Here is a 16707-nt window from a genome sequence, read left to right on the forward strand (position 1 = left end):
TTTCACACACCCCCGCCGTCGCTTCTATCGCATCGTTGAAAGGATGCAACCATGCTGCTACCCGATTCCAAGACCGAGCTCGTCCGCCGTGGCAACAAGGTCGTTTACGACCTGGGCGACAAGATCGTCAAGGTCTTTAACGAGACCAAGCCTGTCTCCGACGTGTTCAACGAGGCTTTGAATCTTGCCCGCATCAATGAGTGCGGCATCCGCAGCCCCAAGGCTCTCGAGGTTTCCCAGCTCGAGAACGCCAACGGCTGGGCGCTCGTGACCGAGAAGGTTCCGGGCACCACCCTTGCCGAGAAGATGACTGCCGAGCCCCAGCGCTTTGGTGAGTACCTCGAGATGTTCGTCGACCTCCAGATCGAGATCCACGGCTACACCTCCCCGCTGCTCAACCGTCAGCGCGACAAGTTCGCCCGTATGATCGACAGCCTTGATCAGCTCAATGCCACCACGCGCTACAACCTTCAGGAGCGTCTGGACGGCATGACCAAGGAGTTCAAGGTCTGCCACGGCGACTTCAACCCCTCCAACGTCATCGTCGGCGACGACGGCCAGCTCTATGTGTGCGACTGGGCACACGCCACCCAGGGCTCCCCTGCTGCCGACGTTGCCACCACCTACCTGCTCTTTGCCCTCAACAGCAAGGACCAGGCCGAGGCCTACCTGGAGCTCTACTGCGACCGTGCCGACATGCCCATGCAGGTCGTGCGTCAGTGGACGAGCATCGTCGCCGCTTCCGAGCTCGCTCGTAAGCGCAACGTGAACGATGAGTTCCTGAAGAACTGGATCGACGTCGTCGATTATCAGTAATATCTGAGCGATTTATTTCGCATCGGAGGCATAATGGAAAACCCCGCAGCTCGCATGGGCTGTGGGGTTTTCCTTTTAGATATCGAGGATGCTACAAGATAATAGGACGGCCCCGCATCTCCCCGATTGGAGAAATGCGGGGCCGTCCCACATATCGAACTACAAGCGAAATCGTCGATTAACGGCGGGCTGCCTTAACAAGCTCGGCAACCTTGGCAACGACCTCGTCGATCGCCACGTCCTCGCGCTCGCCCGTAGCACGGTCCTTGAGCTCAACGGTGCCATTCTTAAGGCCGCGCTTGCCCAGAACCACCTGATACGGGAAGCCCATGAGGTCGTTATCGGCAAACTTAAAGCCCGGACGCTCATCGCGATCGTCGACGACGACCTCGATACCCTCGGCACACAGGCCATCAACAATCTGCTCGCAGACGGTAGCGCACTCTTCCTTCTTGGGATCAAGCGGAATCACCGCGACCTCGTACGGGGCAACGGAGACCGGCCAGACGATACCGTGCTCGTCGTTGTGCTGCTCCACGACGGCAGCAAGCGAGCGGGACACGCCCACGCCGTAGCAACCCATGATGAGCGGCTTCTCCTTGCCGTCCTCATCCATAAAGGTGGCACCCATGGCCTCGGAGTACTTGGTGCCCAGCTGGAAGACCTGGGAAACCTCGATGCCGCGAGCAGCAGAGAGCGGCTTGCCGCAGTGCGGGCAAGGATCGCCGGCAACGACGGTGACCAGGTCGGCCCACTCGTCGACGGTAAAGTCGCACTCGGGGCAGGCACCGGTAAAGTGATAATCGACCTCGTTGGCACCGCAGGCCCACTGCTTGGACTCGCGCAGGCTCTCGTCGCACACCAGACGGATGCCCTCGGGCAGGTTGACCGGTCCGATAAAGCCCTTGTGCAGGCCGTTCGCCTGAAGCTCCTCATCGGTCATCATGCGATAGCCCTTGCCAAAGACATGCTCGGCCTTGCAGTCGTTGAGTTCATGATCGCCCGGAACGATGGCCACGACAGGCTTGCCCTCAGCGTCGATGAGTGCCAGCGACTTGCGCGTGCCGTTCTCGGGGAAGCCGAAGAACTTTGCAACGGCCTCGATGGTGCCCATACCCGGAGTCTCGACCTTGGTAAGCGTACCGTCGCCAGGACCCTCGGTCACAACGACCTTGGTACTTGCGGCCTCGTCATCGGCAGCAAAGCCGCACTCGTCGCAGTAGACGAGCGAGGCCTCACCGGCGTCGGCCAAAGCCATGTACTCGACGGAGGTGTCGCCACCGATCTCGCCGGAGTCGGCGACAACGGGCAGAGCCTTGATGTAGCAGCGCTCGCAGATGTTGGCGTAGGCCTGCTTCATCTTGTCGTACTCCTCCTGCAGACTCTCCTGCGTGGCAGAGAAGCTGTAGGCGTCCTTCATGATGAACTCGCGACCGCGCATCAGGCCAAAGCGGGGACGGAACTCGTCGCGGAACTTGTCCTGGATGTGGTAGAGGTTAACGGGCAGTTGCTTGTAGGAACGCAGCTCATTGCGAACCAGGGCGGTCACGGTCTCCTCGTGCGTGGGGCCCAGCACGAACTCGCGGCCGTGGCGGTCATCGAAGCGCACGAGTTCCTTGCCATAGGCGTCGATGCGGCCGGACTCGCGCCATAGCTCAGCGTCGACCATAATGGGCATCATGAGCTCCTGGGCACCGGCGGCATCCATCTCGTCGCGCACGATGTTCTCGATCTTGCGAATCGAGCGCCATGCGAGCGGCAGGTAGGAATACAGACCGGCGGCCTCCTTGCGGATCATGCCGGCACGGAGCAGCAGGCGGTGGCTGGCGAGCTCAGCGTCCGCCGGATCCTCTTTAAGCGTCGGCGCATAGAGCTTAGACATATACATTGCTCGGGTCATTTATTTCTCCTCAATAAGTTTGTCGACCTCTGCCATAAGCGCGTCGACAATTTGGTCCTCAGCTACTTTACCAATGATCTGGCCATGCGAAAAGAGCAAGGCCTGACCACGTCCGCAAGCAACGCCCAGGTCGGCATCAGAAGCCTCACCGGGGCCATTAACGGCACATCCCATCACAGCGATAGAAAGCGGCGCGGAGTAGTTCTTAAGCCGCTCGGTGACCTCCTCGGCGATGGGAATGAGGTTAACCTGGCAGCGGGCGCACGTGGGGCACGAGACAATCTCGGGGCCACGGCGACGCAGGCCCAACGACTGCAGAATACCCCAGGCAACCGGCGGCTCCTCAACCGGATCGGCTGTGAGCGACACACGCATGGTGTCGCCAATGCCTTCGGAAAGCAAGATACCCAAGCCTACAGAGCTCTTGATGGTGCCCTGGAGCTTGGTCCCCGCCTCCGTCACGCCCAGGTGAAGCGGAACGTGGGGAATCTCACGCGACAGGGCTCGATAGGTATCAAGCGTCGTTTGCACGCTATGGGCCTTGGCCGAAAGCACAATGTTCGTAAAGCCGCGGTCCTCAAAGTGCTTGACGAAACGCTCGCTCGACATCACGAGCTTCTCGGGCTGCGTGAGGTCTTCGCGCTCGGCGATATCCTGCTCAAGCGAGCCCGCGTTCACGCCAATGCGAATCGCGCACCCAGCAGCGCCGGCGGCGTCGATGACGGCATCGACCTTAGCCCAATCGCCGATATTGCCGGGATTGATGCGAAGCTTGGCGGCACCAGCCTCGACGGCGCCGATGGCCAGCTTGTGGTTAAAGTGGATATCGGCAACGATTGGCACCGGAGACTCGGCACAGATGGTGCGGAAACCCTCAAGCGCGGCCTCGGTGGGCACGCTCACACGCACGATATCGCAGCCAGCCTGCGCCAACGCGCACACTTGCGCAAGCGTTGCCTGGGCATCAGCGGTATCGGTGCAGGTCATGGATTGGACCACCACCGGCGCACCGCCACCGATCTGCACACCGCCCACATGCACGGGGCGCGTCAAATCGCGAGGCAAAGGATGGGATAAAGACAATCCAAACACTCCCCTACAGAATAAATCGAAGGATGTCGGAACGAAGCATATAGACAAACAGCAGCGCAAAGAGCGCGATGCCCACATAGCTCACAATCGTCTGGACCTTGAGCGGAAGCTCGCGGCCGGCAATCTTTTGAATGATCTCGATGACCAGCTTGCCGCCATCGAGTGGTGGGATGGGCAGCAGGTTCATAAAGCCAAGCGAGAACGAAATGAGGGCGGCAAACGAAAGGAACGTGGCAGGGCCGGCAGCAGCAGCCTGTGAGGACATAACGCTAATACCCACGATCGAAGAAGACTGATCGAGAATCTCCATCGTATGCTGCGGCTGGAGCAGGCGCATCACGCCCTCCGCTGTCTGCACGACATAGGAGAACGAAAGGCGAGCCGACGTGATGGGGTCTAAACGGACCACCTGCGTAGAGGCATACACACCTAGGCGCTCGTCCTCTTTGAGCGCAACCGAGGTCGAATGCTGCTTGCCGTCGCGCTCATACTCAATGGCGATATCGTCCTTACCGGCGGCCTTGCCGATGGCATCGTAAACGTCCATCCAGGTAGAGCACGATACTCCGTCAACCGAAAGGATCGCGTCGCCGCCCTCGATACCCGCCTTGGCGGCAATAGACCCCTCGTCAACCTGACCAATCACGTTGGTATCCATCGGCACGGTGACACCCGCAATAGAGTAGATGCTCATAAGCAGCAAAAAGCCCGTCAGGATATTGACGAGAATGCCCGCGAGCAGCATAAAGGCGCGCTTGAGAAAACCCTGGCCCAGATAAGTGTGCGAGCGCTCTTGCGCCAAGAAATCAGCCTCGCCGCACGGCAGCTCCCACACATCGCCCTCGGTAGTCGCATGCTCTCGATCGAAACGACGGCCGTCAAAGGTGGTGTAACCCGCCGCGTCTCGCGGCAGCGTCTGATACTTGGTGGGATAGTAGCTCGGCGAGGGCTTCTCCCCTTCCTCATACCAAGGCGCGATAGAGCCCCAACCCAAGAGCAAGGCGCATGCCTCGAGCACAACCTCCTCGGATAGCTCGAGCTCGACAGCAAGGTCGGCCACGGTCACGCGACCATGACGATAGATAGCCGCGAGCACGCGATCGGCGCAGGAGACATCGGTCGGATCCATACCGCAGATGGCAGCGTAGCCACCCAGCAGCAGCGGGGTCACGCCAAACTTGGTTCCAATGCGACGCGACGTGTAATGGATGTCAAAGCGGCACGGCAGGCCCAAAAAGAACTCGGTCACACGGACGCCGCAGGCACGCGCCGCCAAAAAGTGGCCGCCCTCGTGCAAAAACACGAGGACGGAAAGCATCAGCAGGCCCCAAAAGACCGATGAGAGAACGCTCAGAACAGTATCCATAAAACGAAAAAGCAATCCTTATGGGTTAGGAACGGGTTGCGGCGAGTACCTGCGCAGCCTTTTCACGCGCCCACGCATCGATGTCGCGAAGCTGCTCAAACGAATCGACCGCCTGCATATCGTGGGCATCCATGCAGGATTCCACAATGCGATCGATATCGGTAAAGCTGCAGCCATCGTGCAGGAAGGCATCGACGGCGACCTCGTTGGCGGCATTGAGCACGCACGGCATGGTGCCACCCGTCTTGCCGGCACGCTCGGCCAGTGCCAGACAGCGGAAGGTATCCATGTCGGCAGCATCAAACGTGAGCTGCCCCAGCTCGCGGAAATCGATACGAGGCGCCGGGGTATCCCAACGCTCGGGATACGAGAACGCGAACTGGATGGGAATACGCATGTCGGAAGCACCGAGATGCGCCATCACGGAGCCGTCGGCAAACTCGACCATAGAGTGAATCTTGGACTGACGCTGCACGACCACGTTAATGAAATCGAGGTCGCAGTTAAACAGATGCATGGCCTCAATGCGCTCCAGGCCCTTATTCATGAGGGTGGCGGAGTCGATGGTGATCTTAGCACCCATGGCCCACGTGGGATGTGCGAGGGCATCGGCACGCGTCACGCGATTGAGCTCGTCGCGCGCGCGGCCAAAGAACGGACCGCCCGAGCAGGTGAGCCAAATACAATGAGCCTCGCGCGGGTTCTCCCCCAGATAGCACTGGTAGATGGCGGAGTGCTCAGAGTCGACTGGAATAAGCTGGCCCGGTTGCGCCAACGGCATAAGCAAGTCGCCACCGACGACGAGGGACTCCTTGTTGGCAAGGGCAAGACGCTTATTCGAGGTCAAGGCCGCATGGCTCGCCTCGAGACCGGCGGCACCCACAATAGCGACAAGCACGCAGTCGACATCGTCGCGACGCGCGAGCTCGCAAACCGCCTGCGCGCCAACGCCGAGCTTCGTTCCCTCGGGCAACTCCTGCAGCACGGCGTCATCGCCATGAGCGACATCGGCCACGGCAACCGCCGGAACCGAGAACTCGCGGGCAGCGGCAACGAGCTCGGAGGTACTGGAGTTAACGGATAGCGCCGTCACCTGCAGGCGATCGGCATGCTGACGGCACACATCGAGCGCCTGGGTGCCGATAGAGCCCGTACAGCCCAGGATGGCAACACGGAGACGTCCATCGGAGCCATACGTCGTCTGGAATGACATTACAGCACGCCTCCGATCATCAAAAGCAGCTGAGCGGTAATGCAGCCAAAGATAAGCGAGTCGCTACGGTCGAGCATGCCGCCATGGCCCGGGATAAGGTTGCCGGAATCCTTGACGCCCACGCCACGCTTGATGCGCGACTCGATAAGGTCGCCGATAACGCCCAAAATGGACACGACCACGCCGCACAGCAGCGCATAGGGCAGGCTGAGCTTGTAGAAGTGCGTCGCCCACAGAATGAGCCAAATCAAAACCGAGCCCAGGATGCCGCCGACAAACCCCTCCCAGCTCTTTTTGGGAGAGATCTTGGGAACCATCTTGTGCTTGCCGATACGGCTGCCCACAATGTAGGCAAACGAATCGGAGACCCAAAGGGACGCGCAAACGCCCACTGAAAGCAGGGCGCCGGCAAAACCGGGCACGGCATCGCGCAGCAGCACGATAGCCGACAGCATAAAGCCAGTGTAGATGGGACCCATGAGCGTCACGGCCACATCAGAGATGCGGGTACGCGGCGACCAGACATACCAAATGCCCACAGCGAGCATCAGGGCAAAAAGCAGGGCATTCAGCAACATCGAATCGCCCAACGCCGACAGCGGAAAGAGTACGGCGGCAGCGATACCCATGCGCTCGTTAGCCATCTTGCCATCGAGCCTCGTCATACGGAAAAACTCATAACAGCACAGACCGCTCATGACGGAAACAAAGATGGCAGTGGGCACGATACCCAAAACCAGGCACAGGATAAAGACAACGGCGTAGACGATACCGGCGGCGGCACGGGTAATAAAGCCCGCCAGCCACGAACCGCTGCCGCTCTTCGCTGCAGGCGCTCCCGCAGTGGCAGCTTTACGCGCAGGCGTCTTGGGAGCAGATGCCTTGGGACGATCGGACACGATTAAGCCTCCTCGGTCTTGCTCAGTCCACCAAACCTACGGTCACGGCCCTGATAGGCCAAAATGGCGTCGACAAGGCCCCAACGATCAAAGTCGGGCCAATAGGTATCGGTGACGTAGAACTCTGAATAAGCCACCTGCCACAGCAGATAGTTCGAAAGGCGCAGCTCACCAGAGGTGCGAATCACAAGCTCAGGATCGGGAAGACCGGCGGTATAGAGGTGGGAAGCCACCATGTCGTCATCAATTGCGCCAGGATCGATCTTACCGGCGGCAGCGTCGAGTGCGATTTGACGGACAGCGCGGGTAATCTCGGCACGCGCGCCGTAGTTGACGGCAAGCGCCAGCGTCATGCCGGTGTGATCGGCGCACTCGGCAAGACCGCGTTCAAAAACGTCACGGGTTTTCTTGGGCAGCGCGGAAATGTCACCCAAAAAGACAACGCGCACGTTTTCGCGCTTCAGAAGCGGCAGCTCGTCGATGAACGTCTTGGCAAACAGGTGCATCAAGACGTTGACCTCATGCTGCGGGCGGTTCCAGTTTTCGGTAGAAAACGCATAGGCCGAAAGCACGTCGACGCCCAGACGCACGCAGGCGGTAATAATCTCACGAAGGGAGACGATACCCGCCTTGTGGCCCTCGGTGCGTGCAAGACCGCGCGATGTGGCCCAACGACCGTTGCCGTCCATGATGCACGAGATATGGTGCGGAATGTTATTGAGGTCAAGGTCGGAAAAACCGACGCCCGCGGGGGCGTCGGCAAAGTACTCGACCAGTTTATGCTCGTCGTATTGCACCTTAGATCTCCATGACCTCGGCTTCTTTTTCCTTCAGAAGCTCCTCGACCTTGGCGACATACTCATCAGTGTGCTTCTGGACCTTAGCCTGCTCGCGACGGACATCGTCCTCGGTGAGCTCCTCATCGCGCTCGAGCTTGTTGTTGAAGTCGCGACGGATGTTACGGATAGACACCTTGGCCTGCTCGGCGTACTCGCGGCACTCCTTGACGAGCTCGCGACGGCGCTCCTCGGTGGGAGCCGGGAACGGCAGACGAACGACGGTGCCATCGGAGTTGGGGGTAATACCCAAATCGGAAGCGCCGATGGCCTTGACGATGGCGTTGATAAGCGCCTTGTCCCACGGCTCGATGAGCAGCATGTGGGCCTCCGGGGTCTTGACGGCGGCAACCTGCGTGACCGGCGTGGGAACACCGTAATAATCGACGGTGATGTCGGACAGAATGTTGGCATTGGCGCGGCCGGTACGGACCTTGGAGAAGTTATGCTTGAGGGACTCGAGCGACTTGTCCATGTGGGCGGTGATGTTCTCTGCCATGCTTAATCCTCCTGATAGACGAGCGTGCCGACGGGCTCACCCGCGAGCGCGCGCTTGACGGTGTCCTCGCCATCGATGTTGAGGACCAAAATCGGCATACGGTTGTCCTGGCACAGTGCCGTAGCCGTGGAATCCATAACCTGCAGACCGCGGACGAGCACCTCATGGTAGGTGATCTTGTCAAAGCGGACGGCATCGGCGCACTTGACGGGATCCTTGTCATAGATGCCGTCGACCTTGGTGGCCTTGATCAGAATCTCGGCGCCGATCTCGCACGCACGAAGAGCCGCGGCGGTGTCGGTCGTAAAGTACGGATTGCCCGAACCGGCAGCAAAAATAACGACGTTGCCCTTGGAAAGGTGGTTGATGGCGCGACGGCGAATATAGGGCTCGCAGATCTCGTTCATCTGGATAGCGCTCATCACGCGGCAGGGAACATCGTTATGTTCGAAGGCATCCTGCAGGGCGAGCGCGTTCATAACGGTTGCCAGCATGCCCATGTAGTCGGCCTGAGCACGCTCCATGCCACCGGCAGCGCCGGCCATGCCGCGGAAAATATTGCCGCCGCCGACAACGACGCCGACCTCATGGCCAACGGCGAGTAGCTCCTTGACCTGCTTGGCAAGATGGTCGGTAACCTTGGGGTCGATGCCATATTGGCCGTCGCCCATCAGTGCTTCGCCGGAAAGCTTAAGAAGCACGCGTTTATATCGGATGTCGGACAAAGCGATCCTCCTTTAGATTGAACTCTCAACATTCTATCAAAGGCTCTAAGAAGAGCCATGAAAAAGCAGGCTGTGAGTAAAACCCACAGCCTGCTCATTACCAGCTACAAGAGCTTATTTACTCGCCACGGACCAGACGGTCAAAGGCAACGACGGTAATGGTGTCGCCGAGCTCCTTGGAGACCTGCTCAGCGTACTTCTTGATGGTGAGGGAGCTGTCCTTGATGAACTCCTGCTCGGTGAGCACGGACTGCTTGTAGAACTTCTCCAGACGGCCGACAGCCATCTTCTCCTGGATAGCCTCGGGCTTACCGGACTCGGCAGCCTGAGCCATGTAGATCTGCTTCTCGTGCTCGACGGTCTCGGCCGGAACCTGATCGCGGGTAGCGCAGATCGGGGCGACGGCGGCAACCTGAAGGGCAACGTCGTGAGCGAAGGTCTTGAAGGATTCAGCCTGAGCGGTCTCAGCCTTCTCGAAGACGAACTCGACGAGGACGCCGATCTTACCACCCATGTGGATGTAAGAAGCGAGCGCGCCGTTCTCAGCCTTGCGGGCAGCGAAGCGGGAGATCTTCATGTTCTCGCCCATGATGTGAATCATCTCGGTGAGCTCGGAGGAAACGGTCTCCTCGCCCATCGGCTTCTCGAGCAGAGCGTCGACGTCAGCAGGCTCGGTGGTAGCGACAACCTCAGCGACCTTGGAAGCAAAGCCGGTGAACTTGGCGTTAGAGCCAACGAAGTCGGTCTCGCAGGAGAGCTCGAGCAGAGCGCCGGTCTTGCCATCCTCGGAGACGAACGCGGCGACAGCGCCCTCGTTGGTCTCACGGCCAGCCTTCTTGGCAGCCTTGGCAAGGCCGTTCTTACGCAGGACGTCGACAGCGGCGTCCATGTCGCCGTCAGCCTCGACGAGAGCCTTCTTGCACTCCATCATCGGGGAGTCGGTCATCTCGCGGAGCTGCTTGACCATAGCGGCGGTAATCTGGGCCATTGTGGTTCCTTTCAAAGAGATGAAAAAGAATTAACTAAGACTGATTTACTCGGCCTTGGGCTCAGCGGCCATCTCGGCCTCGGAGACCTGCTCCTTGCCGGAGCCAGCGAGGCAGGCGTCAGCCATGAGCTCGCACATAAGGGTGACAGCGGAGATAGCGTCATCGTTGCAGGGGATGCCGTACTCGACCTCATCGGGATCGGAGTTGGTGTCGATCAGGGCGACGACGGGGATGTTCAGGCGCTGGGCCTCCTTAATGGCGTTCTCCTCGCGCTTGGTGTCGATGACGAAGAGAGCCTGAGGCAGACCCTTCATGTCGCGGGCGCCACCGAGGTTGGTCTGGAGCTTGGTGAGCTCCTTGCCGAGCACAGCCTGCTCCTTCTTGGGCAGAACAGCCATGCGGCCGTCCTCGACCATGGCCTCGAGCTCCTCCATGCGGTTGATGCGGGAGCGGATGGTGACGAAGTTGGTCAGCATACCGCCGAGCCAACGCTGGTTGATGTAAGGCATGTTGGCGCGCTCAGCAGCGTTCTTGACGGCCTCCTGAGCCTGCTTCTTGGTGCCGACGAACAGCACGTTGCCACCCTTGGCGACGTTCTTGACGAAGGTGTAGGCCTGGTCAGCGTCGAGGATGGTCTGCTTGAGGTCGAGGATGTAGATGCCGTTGCGCTCACCGAAGATGAACGGCTTCATCTTGGGGTTCCAGCGACGGGTCTGGTGACCGAAGTGGCAGCCGGCCTCGAGCAGGGTGCGGATATTAATCTTGGTAGCCATGTTAAACCTCCTGTGGTTTGCCTCCGCGCGGGGTCATCCTCCAAAACCAACCCGGACATGTGCTACCAAAGCCCGGGCACCACGGTATGAAGTAGCCGCGCGTGCGTGATAAAAACATGTTGCCGTGAAGCAACCCGATGAATGATAGCAGGAATGCCTCTTCCTGCCAACCCGCAATCAAAACCACACACCTGAGTGCGGCGCGGGACGTCCCAGCCACTATTCGCCGCGGGGATGGGCTTGAGCCACAGCCCGCTTAAGCCGATCGGGTGTGAGATGCGTGTAGATCTGCGTCGTGGACAGGCTCGCATGACCTAGCAGCTCTTGAACCGAGCGCAGGTCCGCACCGCCCTCGAGCAAATCGGTCGCAAAGGTATGGCGCATCGCATGCGGGGCAATGTCGGCCGGAATGCCGGCGAGCGTCGCCAGCGTATGGAACCGCCGCCTGAGCATGGCGGCACTCATGCGATTGCCGCGCGCCGATATAAGCAGCGGATGCGGCCCGGTAGCGGGGTCACGGCGCTTTGCCTGAGCGAGCAACTCCGGCCTCCCCTCCTCAATATAGAGACGCGTCGCCTCGAGTGCGCGACGATACAGAGGGACGATACGCTCCTTGCTCCCCTTGCCCCAAAGTCGCAGCGTTCGCTCGGACCAACCAATAGACTCCACGTTGAGCGCCGCGAGCTCCGAGATTCGCGCGCCGGAGGCATAGAGCAACTCAAGCATCGCCGCATCGCGCAGTCCCGCGGGCGTCGAGGTATCAGGCGTCTTGAGCAGCGCCTCAACCTGCTGGGTCGTAAGGACGCCCGGCAGGTCACGTGGCAGCTTGGGCGATGCGATCGCCGAGACCGCATCGCCCTCGACAATCCCCTCGGCAGCCATCCAGCGATAGAGAGATCGAATAGCCGACAGGTGCGCCGCAAGCGTTCGGGGAGCCACCTGCTCACGCGAAAGCTCGGCAAGATAGCGACGAATGGTGCGCACGTCGGCAGCGAAAGCATCAATATTCTCGCGCTCGCACCAGACAGCAAAGCGCTCTAGCCTCGAGCCATAGGCCGTCACCGTGTTGGGAGAAAGTCCCTCAACACGTGCGATATAGGCGATAAACGAGTCGACGGTGTCGTACAGGTCAAAGGCTATGACCGGTCGCCTCCAAACAAGTCGGAGCGCGTGGCCAAGTAGGCATCAAGGGCCTCGAGGGCGCGATCCGCATAAGCCTGATAGCGGTCGCGTTTGCTGCGGCGCTTACCATCCTCGAGTGGCGGCACCAGGCCAAAGTTGACATGCATAGGCTGATAGCCCACGGTGGCAGGATCGGTCGCATAGCCCACGAGCGCACCCAGGGCGCCCACACGCGGCAACTCGACGCCCGCGGCACCGATAGCCTCGGCATAGGTGTTGAGCGCCGCGAGCAGACCTGTCGCCACGGCTTCCATGTACCCCTCGGTGCCGGTGATCTGACCGGCCAGGCGCACGCCGGTACCGGGCACGGCAAAGGTGCTATCGAGCACGTGAGGGGCGTCGACAAAGGTATTGCGGTGCATGACACCGTAGCGGAAGAACTCAGCGTTCTCCAGGCCCGGCACCATATGGAAGACGCGCTTCTGCTCGCCAAAGGTCAAGTTGGTCTGGAAGCCCACCAGGTTATAGGCGGTCTTCTCCTTGTTCTCGGCACGCAGCTGAATCGCCGCCCAGGGGCGACGTCCGGTACGCGGGTCGGTGAGGCCGACGGGCTTCATGGCGCCAAAGCGAATGGCGTCCTTGCCGGTGCGCGCAACTTCCTCGGCAGGCTGGCAGGCCTGGAACAGATCGCCGCCCTCAAAGTCTTTGAGCACCACGCGGTCGGCCGTGGTAAGCGCCTCGATAAAGGCCTCGTACTCCTCCTTGTTGAGCGGAGCGTTGAGATAGTCGCCGCTCCCCTGCTCCTCGTAGCGCGACTGCGAGAACAGCACGTCCATATCGAGCGTGGAGGCATCGACGATCGGCGCCGCCGCATCAAAGAATGCCAGGGCATCGCCACCGACGAGCTTCATAACCTCTTCGCTCAGCGCCGGTGAACACAGCGGGCCCGCGGCAATGACCACGTGACCCTCGGGAATCTGTGTGACCTCACCGTGCACGACCTCGATATTGGGACGAGCGGCAACCTCGGCCTCGACAAGCTCGGAAAACTTGACGCGGTCGACCGCCAAGGCGCCACCGGCGGGAACAGCCGCGCGATGGGCGCAATCGAGCAGGACTGAACCCATGCGCTCAAGCTCGGCCTTCAGCAAACCAGCCGCGGAATCCGGACGGGTCGACTTAAACGAATTCGAGCAGACGAGCTCTGCCAGGTGATCGGTATGGTGAGCCGGGGAGCTCACCTGGGGGCGCATCTCGCACAGCTTTACGGCAAAACCGCGATCTGCCAGCTGGATCGCGCACTCCGAACCCGCCAGACCGCCACCGATAACTGTCACCTGATCGAACTGCATCTGCAAACACCTTTCTAATTGACACGTTTTCCATTGTGACCGAAGGGTGTCTGGGCGTGAAGGGCAAACTTGGAGGGCGCATACCTTCCATCCATCATGCGCTCGATAAGACCCTCGAGTTCAAGCGAACCCAAGAGTTTGAGTACGCCGACAGCATCGAGCGAGACGAGCGCAGCGATGTCGTCGACCTTGAGCGGAGAGGCGATGAGCGCATGTATCACGGTCTGCTGCGTTGGATCCAGGTCGGCAATGCCGGGAGCATCGGGGCGCGAGTAGCGCAGGGTGCCGTATATGCGAGAGATAGCCATCTCGATGGACTCCTCGTCGACAATGCAGCAGGCACCGTTCGCAATGAGGTAATTCGTGCCACGCGACTCGGGCGATAGGATCGACCCCGGCACGGCAAGAAGTTCGCGCCCCAAATCCATAGCAGCCTCGGCTGTAGAAAACGTCCCGGAAGGCATACCCGCCTCGGATACAAAGAGGGCTTGCGACAGGGCCGCGATCACGCGATTGCGGCGCGGAAAGGCAAACTTGCGCGGCCCCATGCCCCACGGAGAGATCGACACGACCGCGCCACCCGTATCGAGCGTGCGTGTAATAAGCCCCGCGCTCGAACGCGGGTAGACCACGTCGGTGCCCGTCCCCAGCACCACGACGTGTTTGCCGCCGGCGTTGACCGCAGCCCAACCCGAGGCTTGGTCACAACCGACCGCGCCGCCCGAAACTACCGTCACTCCCGCCTCGACCGCAACCTTTGCCGCAAGCTCTGCCACGGCAAGACCATACGGCGAGGCCTTTCGCGCGCCGATGATGGAGAGCGCGGGCGTCGAAAGCACCTCGGGGTTGCCGCGCACATAAAGCGTCTGGGGTACATCAGAAAGCTCCAAAACGGTCTCGGGATACAACGCATCACCTGGATGCAGCTCGAAGGTCCCCTCGGCCATCATTGGTCCCTCCTTCCCTGGTACATCGCCGCCTCGAGCACGTGGTCCTGCGTCACTTGCTCGCTCTCGGCGACATCTGCGATCGTACGCGCAATGCGAACCAGGCGCACGATGCCACGCCCTGTGAGATGCGTGCGTTTGGATAGGCCGAGTACGCATTTCTCGGCAGCATCATCAAGCTCAAAGGTCGAAACGACGCCGTCAATGGACCGCGTCTCGTCATCCTCGGCCTCGGCATCTGCATCGTCCATACGGGATTCGCGCCAAGCGCGAAAAGCGCGACCGCGCACAACGTAGTCACGTAACTCGGCCGACGACATACCCTCTGCGCCCTCGATAATCACTTGAGGGTCGGGACGGGTCACATCGATCATCATGTCGATACGGTCGGCCAAAGGACCGCGCAGTTTAGACCGATAGCGCTCGACCATCGCCGCCGAGCAGCGACACGGTACCTCGCGATCGCCCAAAAAGCCGCAGGGGCAGGGATTGCTCGCAGCCAGCAGCTGAAAGCGCGACGGGAAGGTAAAAGCCCCATCGACGCGTACGATCCTCACGTAGCCGCGCTCGATAGGCTGACGCAGCGTCTGCAGTACGCCCGTGGGAAACTCGGCAAGCTCGTCCAAAAAGAGCACGCCGCCATGAGCAAGGCTGATCTCACCTGGGTGCACCGGGCGTCCTCCGCCAATGAGGCCCGCCGTTGAAATACTGTGATGGGGACTGCGGAAGGGCCGGTGCCCCGCCAACAAGCCATCAATGTTCTCACCCAAAACCGAATGGATGCACAGCGCCTCCTGTTGATCCTCAACGGAAAGCTCGGGCAGGATGCCGGTCATACGACGCGCGAGCATCGTCTTGCCCGATCCCGGGGACCCGATCATGAGCAAGCCGAGTTCTCCTGCCGCCGCAAGCGCCATGCCGCGCTTGGCGACTTCCTGCCCCAGTACGTCGGCATAGTCGAGCTCAGGCTCAAAGGTCGCCTCGACGCCCTCAGAATCCAGGTAGTGCCGCGCGGCATCGCCCATACCATGAGCAAGCTGAGACAGATGATCGATAAATCCGCAGTCAACGCCAGCAAGCGGCACATGCTGGTCGGACCTGCCGGCGATAAAAGACAGCCCCATGTCGCGAGCCAGCAGCTGAAACGCAACCTCGCCCTTGACGGGAAGCACCGTACCGTCCAGACCAAGCTCACCTGCGATAAGGCAGCGATCGAGGTTGTCACGGGGAATCTGCCCATCGGCCGCTAGAACCGCGATGGCAATGGGCAGGTCAAAGCCGCTACCGGTCTTGCGGATATCGCCGGGTGCCAGGTTAACGGTAATGCCCGAGCGTGGGATCTCGAACCCGGCGGAGCGCATCGCGCAGCGAATACGACCGCGTGACTCCATCACCTCCATACTCGGAATGCCGAGCATCTGGATGCCCGGAACGCCACCAGCAAGCGAGACCTCGACCGTGACGGGAATCGCCTCGACGCCGCGGATGCAGGCCGCGTGAACGGCAAACGTCTCGAACGCCATCACGACACCTGCCAATCGAACGCGTTGTACTGGTGCTCGATCTCGGCGATATGCCCGCCGCGAATGGTGACACCCACGGCATCGAAGCGAATCGCCTTGAGAGGATAATGCTCCATGAGATAGCAACTTGCGATGCGGCGGTAGCGGCGTTGCTTTTGGGCGTCCACGGCCTCCTCGGGAAAGACCCGCGTGTTGCAATCCAGTGCGACACGTCTGGTCTTGACCTCGGCCATCACCACGACATCGTCGAGCTCATCGAGCAGCACCAGATCGGCCTCGCCCTCGGTGCAACGATAACCCTGCTCCAGCAAGGTGTAGCCGCGCTCGTTAAAGTAGTCGATGGTGATCAGCTCGCCCAGCATGCCCAGCTCGCGGGGACTGAGTCCCTTGATAAACTCGGGCGTCATCGCCCCGCAGTCGAGCTCGCCGTTTTCCCAACGCTCCTTGAGCTGCTGCGTCTTGCTCTTTTTGCTTGCGGCACTCATGGGGCCTCCTTTCCCGCACACTGCATTGCCCCGATGATGAGGGCACCTTTCATGCGGGTAAGTACCGGAAGCAAACCAAAAGCTGACCAAATGCCGTCAAAAAACGGGCCGTACGCAACAATGGTGTTGCATACGGCCCGCTACCAGCAGGTTTATAAAACCCCAGAGGT

The 16707-nt window shown here is 60.5% G+C and carries 16 protein-coding genes; 1 reads left to right on the top strand and 15 read right to left on the bottom strand.

Annotated elements, in window-relative coordinates; genetic code table 11:
* Positions 1–51: 51 nt before the first annotated feature.
* Positions 52–816, top strand: a complete 765-nt coding sequence (locus tag GXM19_RS03155; protein WP_006236119.1) for an aminoglycoside phosphotransferase family protein — start codon at positions 52–54, stop codon at positions 814–816.
* Between the two features lie 178 nt (positions 817–994).
* On the opposite strand, the gene GXM19_RS03160 is transcribed toward GXM19_RS03155, so the two are convergent.
* The 15 genes from GXM19_RS03160 to GXM19_RS03230 form a co-directional block, all read right to left on the bottom strand.
* The gene (locus GXM19_RS03160) at positions 995–2716 is read right to left on the bottom strand and encodes a proline--tRNA ligase (protein WP_006236118.1); all 1722 of its coding nucleotides are present in this window, start codon (positions 2714–2716) and stop codon (positions 995–997) included.
* Positions 2717–3799 (bottom strand): flavodoxin-dependent (E)-4-hydroxy-3-methylbut-2-enyl-diphosphate synthase, encoded by a 1083-nt coding sequence (gene ispG / locus GXM19_RS03165; RefSeq protein ID WP_229026295.1) that lies wholly within the window; start codon positions 3797–3799, stop codon positions 2717–2719.
* 13 nt (positions 3800–3812) lie between these two features.
* Positions 3813–5174 (bottom strand): M50 family metallopeptidase, encoded by a 1362-nt coding sequence (locus tag GXM19_RS03170; RefSeq protein ID WP_006236116.1) that lies wholly within the window; start codon positions 5172–5174, stop codon positions 3813–3815.
* A 25-nt stretch (positions 5175–5199) separates the two neighbouring features.
* A complete protein-coding gene (dxr, locus tag GXM19_RS03175) occupies positions 5200–6387 on the bottom strand; it encodes a 1-deoxy-D-xylulose-5-phosphate reductoisomerase (protein WP_006236115.1) in 1188 nt (395 codons plus the stop codon).
* Complete coding sequence (locus GXM19_RS03180) at positions 6387–7286, bottom strand: phosphatidate cytidylyltransferase (RefSeq protein WP_227790438.1); 900 nt, start codon at positions 7284–7286, stop codon at positions 6387–6389. The genes dxr and GXM19_RS03180 overlap by 1 nt, the downstream gene beginning before the upstream one ends.
* A gap of 2 nt (positions 7287–7288) precedes the next feature.
* Positions 7289–8083, bottom strand: a complete 795-nt coding sequence (locus GXM19_RS03185) for an undecaprenyl pyrophosphate synthase (RefSeq protein WP_040359958.1) — start codon at positions 8081–8083, stop codon at positions 7289–7291.
* 1 nt (position 8084) lies between these two features.
* A complete protein-coding gene (frr, locus tag GXM19_RS03190; protein WP_006236112.1) occupies positions 8085–8621 on the bottom strand; it encodes a ribosome recycling factor in 537 nt (178 codons plus the stop codon).
* A gap of 2 nt (positions 8622–8623) precedes the next feature.
* Positions 8624–9346, bottom strand: coding sequence for a UMP kinase (gene pyrH / locus GXM19_RS03195; protein WP_040359955.1), 723 nt, complete (start codon positions 9344–9346; stop codon positions 8624–8626).
* A gap of 118 nt (positions 9347–9464) precedes the next feature.
* Positions 9465–10334: a translation elongation factor Ts gene (tsf, locus tag GXM19_RS03200; RefSeq protein WP_006236110.1), complete on the bottom strand. Its 870-nt coding sequence runs from the start codon at positions 10332–10334 to the stop codon at positions 9465–9467.
* Between the two features lie 45 nt (positions 10335–10379).
* Complete coding sequence (gene rpsB / locus GXM19_RS03205; RefSeq protein ID WP_006236109.1) at positions 10380–11108, bottom strand: 30S ribosomal protein S2; 729 nt, start codon at positions 11106–11108, stop codon at positions 10380–10382.
* A gap of 219 nt (positions 11109–11327) precedes the next feature.
* The gene (locus tag GXM19_RS03210) at positions 11328–12248 is read right to left on the bottom strand and encodes a tyrosine recombinase XerC (RefSeq protein ID WP_040359952.1); all 921 of its coding nucleotides are present in this window, start codon (positions 12246–12248) and stop codon (positions 11328–11330) included.
* Positions 12245–13582 carry a methylenetetrahydrofolate--tRNA-(uracil(54)-C(5))-methyltransferase (FADH(2)-oxidizing) TrmFO gene (gene trmFO / locus GXM19_RS03215; RefSeq protein ID WP_006236105.1) on the bottom strand — a complete coding sequence of 446 codons (1338 nt, stop codon included), beginning with the start codon at positions 13580–13582 and terminating at the stop codon, positions 12245–12247. The genes GXM19_RS03210 and trmFO overlap by 4 nt, the downstream gene beginning before the upstream one ends.
* Positions 13583–13596: 14 nt before the next feature.
* Positions 13597–14532: a DNA-processing protein DprA gene (locus GXM19_RS03220; protein WP_305954494.1), complete on the bottom strand. Its 936-nt coding sequence runs from the start codon at positions 14530–14532 to the stop codon at positions 13597–13599.
* A complete protein-coding gene (locus GXM19_RS03225; protein WP_006236101.1) occupies positions 14529–16052 on the bottom strand; it encodes a YifB family Mg chelatase-like AAA ATPase in 1524 nt (507 codons plus the stop codon). The genes GXM19_RS03220 and GXM19_RS03225 overlap by 4 nt, the downstream gene beginning before the upstream one ends.
* Positions 16052–16537, bottom strand: coding sequence for a YraN family protein (locus GXM19_RS03230; protein WP_006236100.1), 486 nt, complete (start codon positions 16535–16537; stop codon positions 16052–16054). The genes GXM19_RS03225 and GXM19_RS03230 overlap by 1 nt, the downstream gene beginning before the upstream one ends.
* Between the last annotated feature and the right edge of the window lie 170 nt (positions 16538–16707).

This window comes from Collinsella aerofaciens ATCC 25986, assembly GCF_010509075.1.
In the GTDB taxonomy this organism is placed as follows: Bacteria; Actinomycetota; Coriobacteriia; order Coriobacteriales; family Coriobacteriaceae; genus Collinsella; species Collinsella aerofaciens.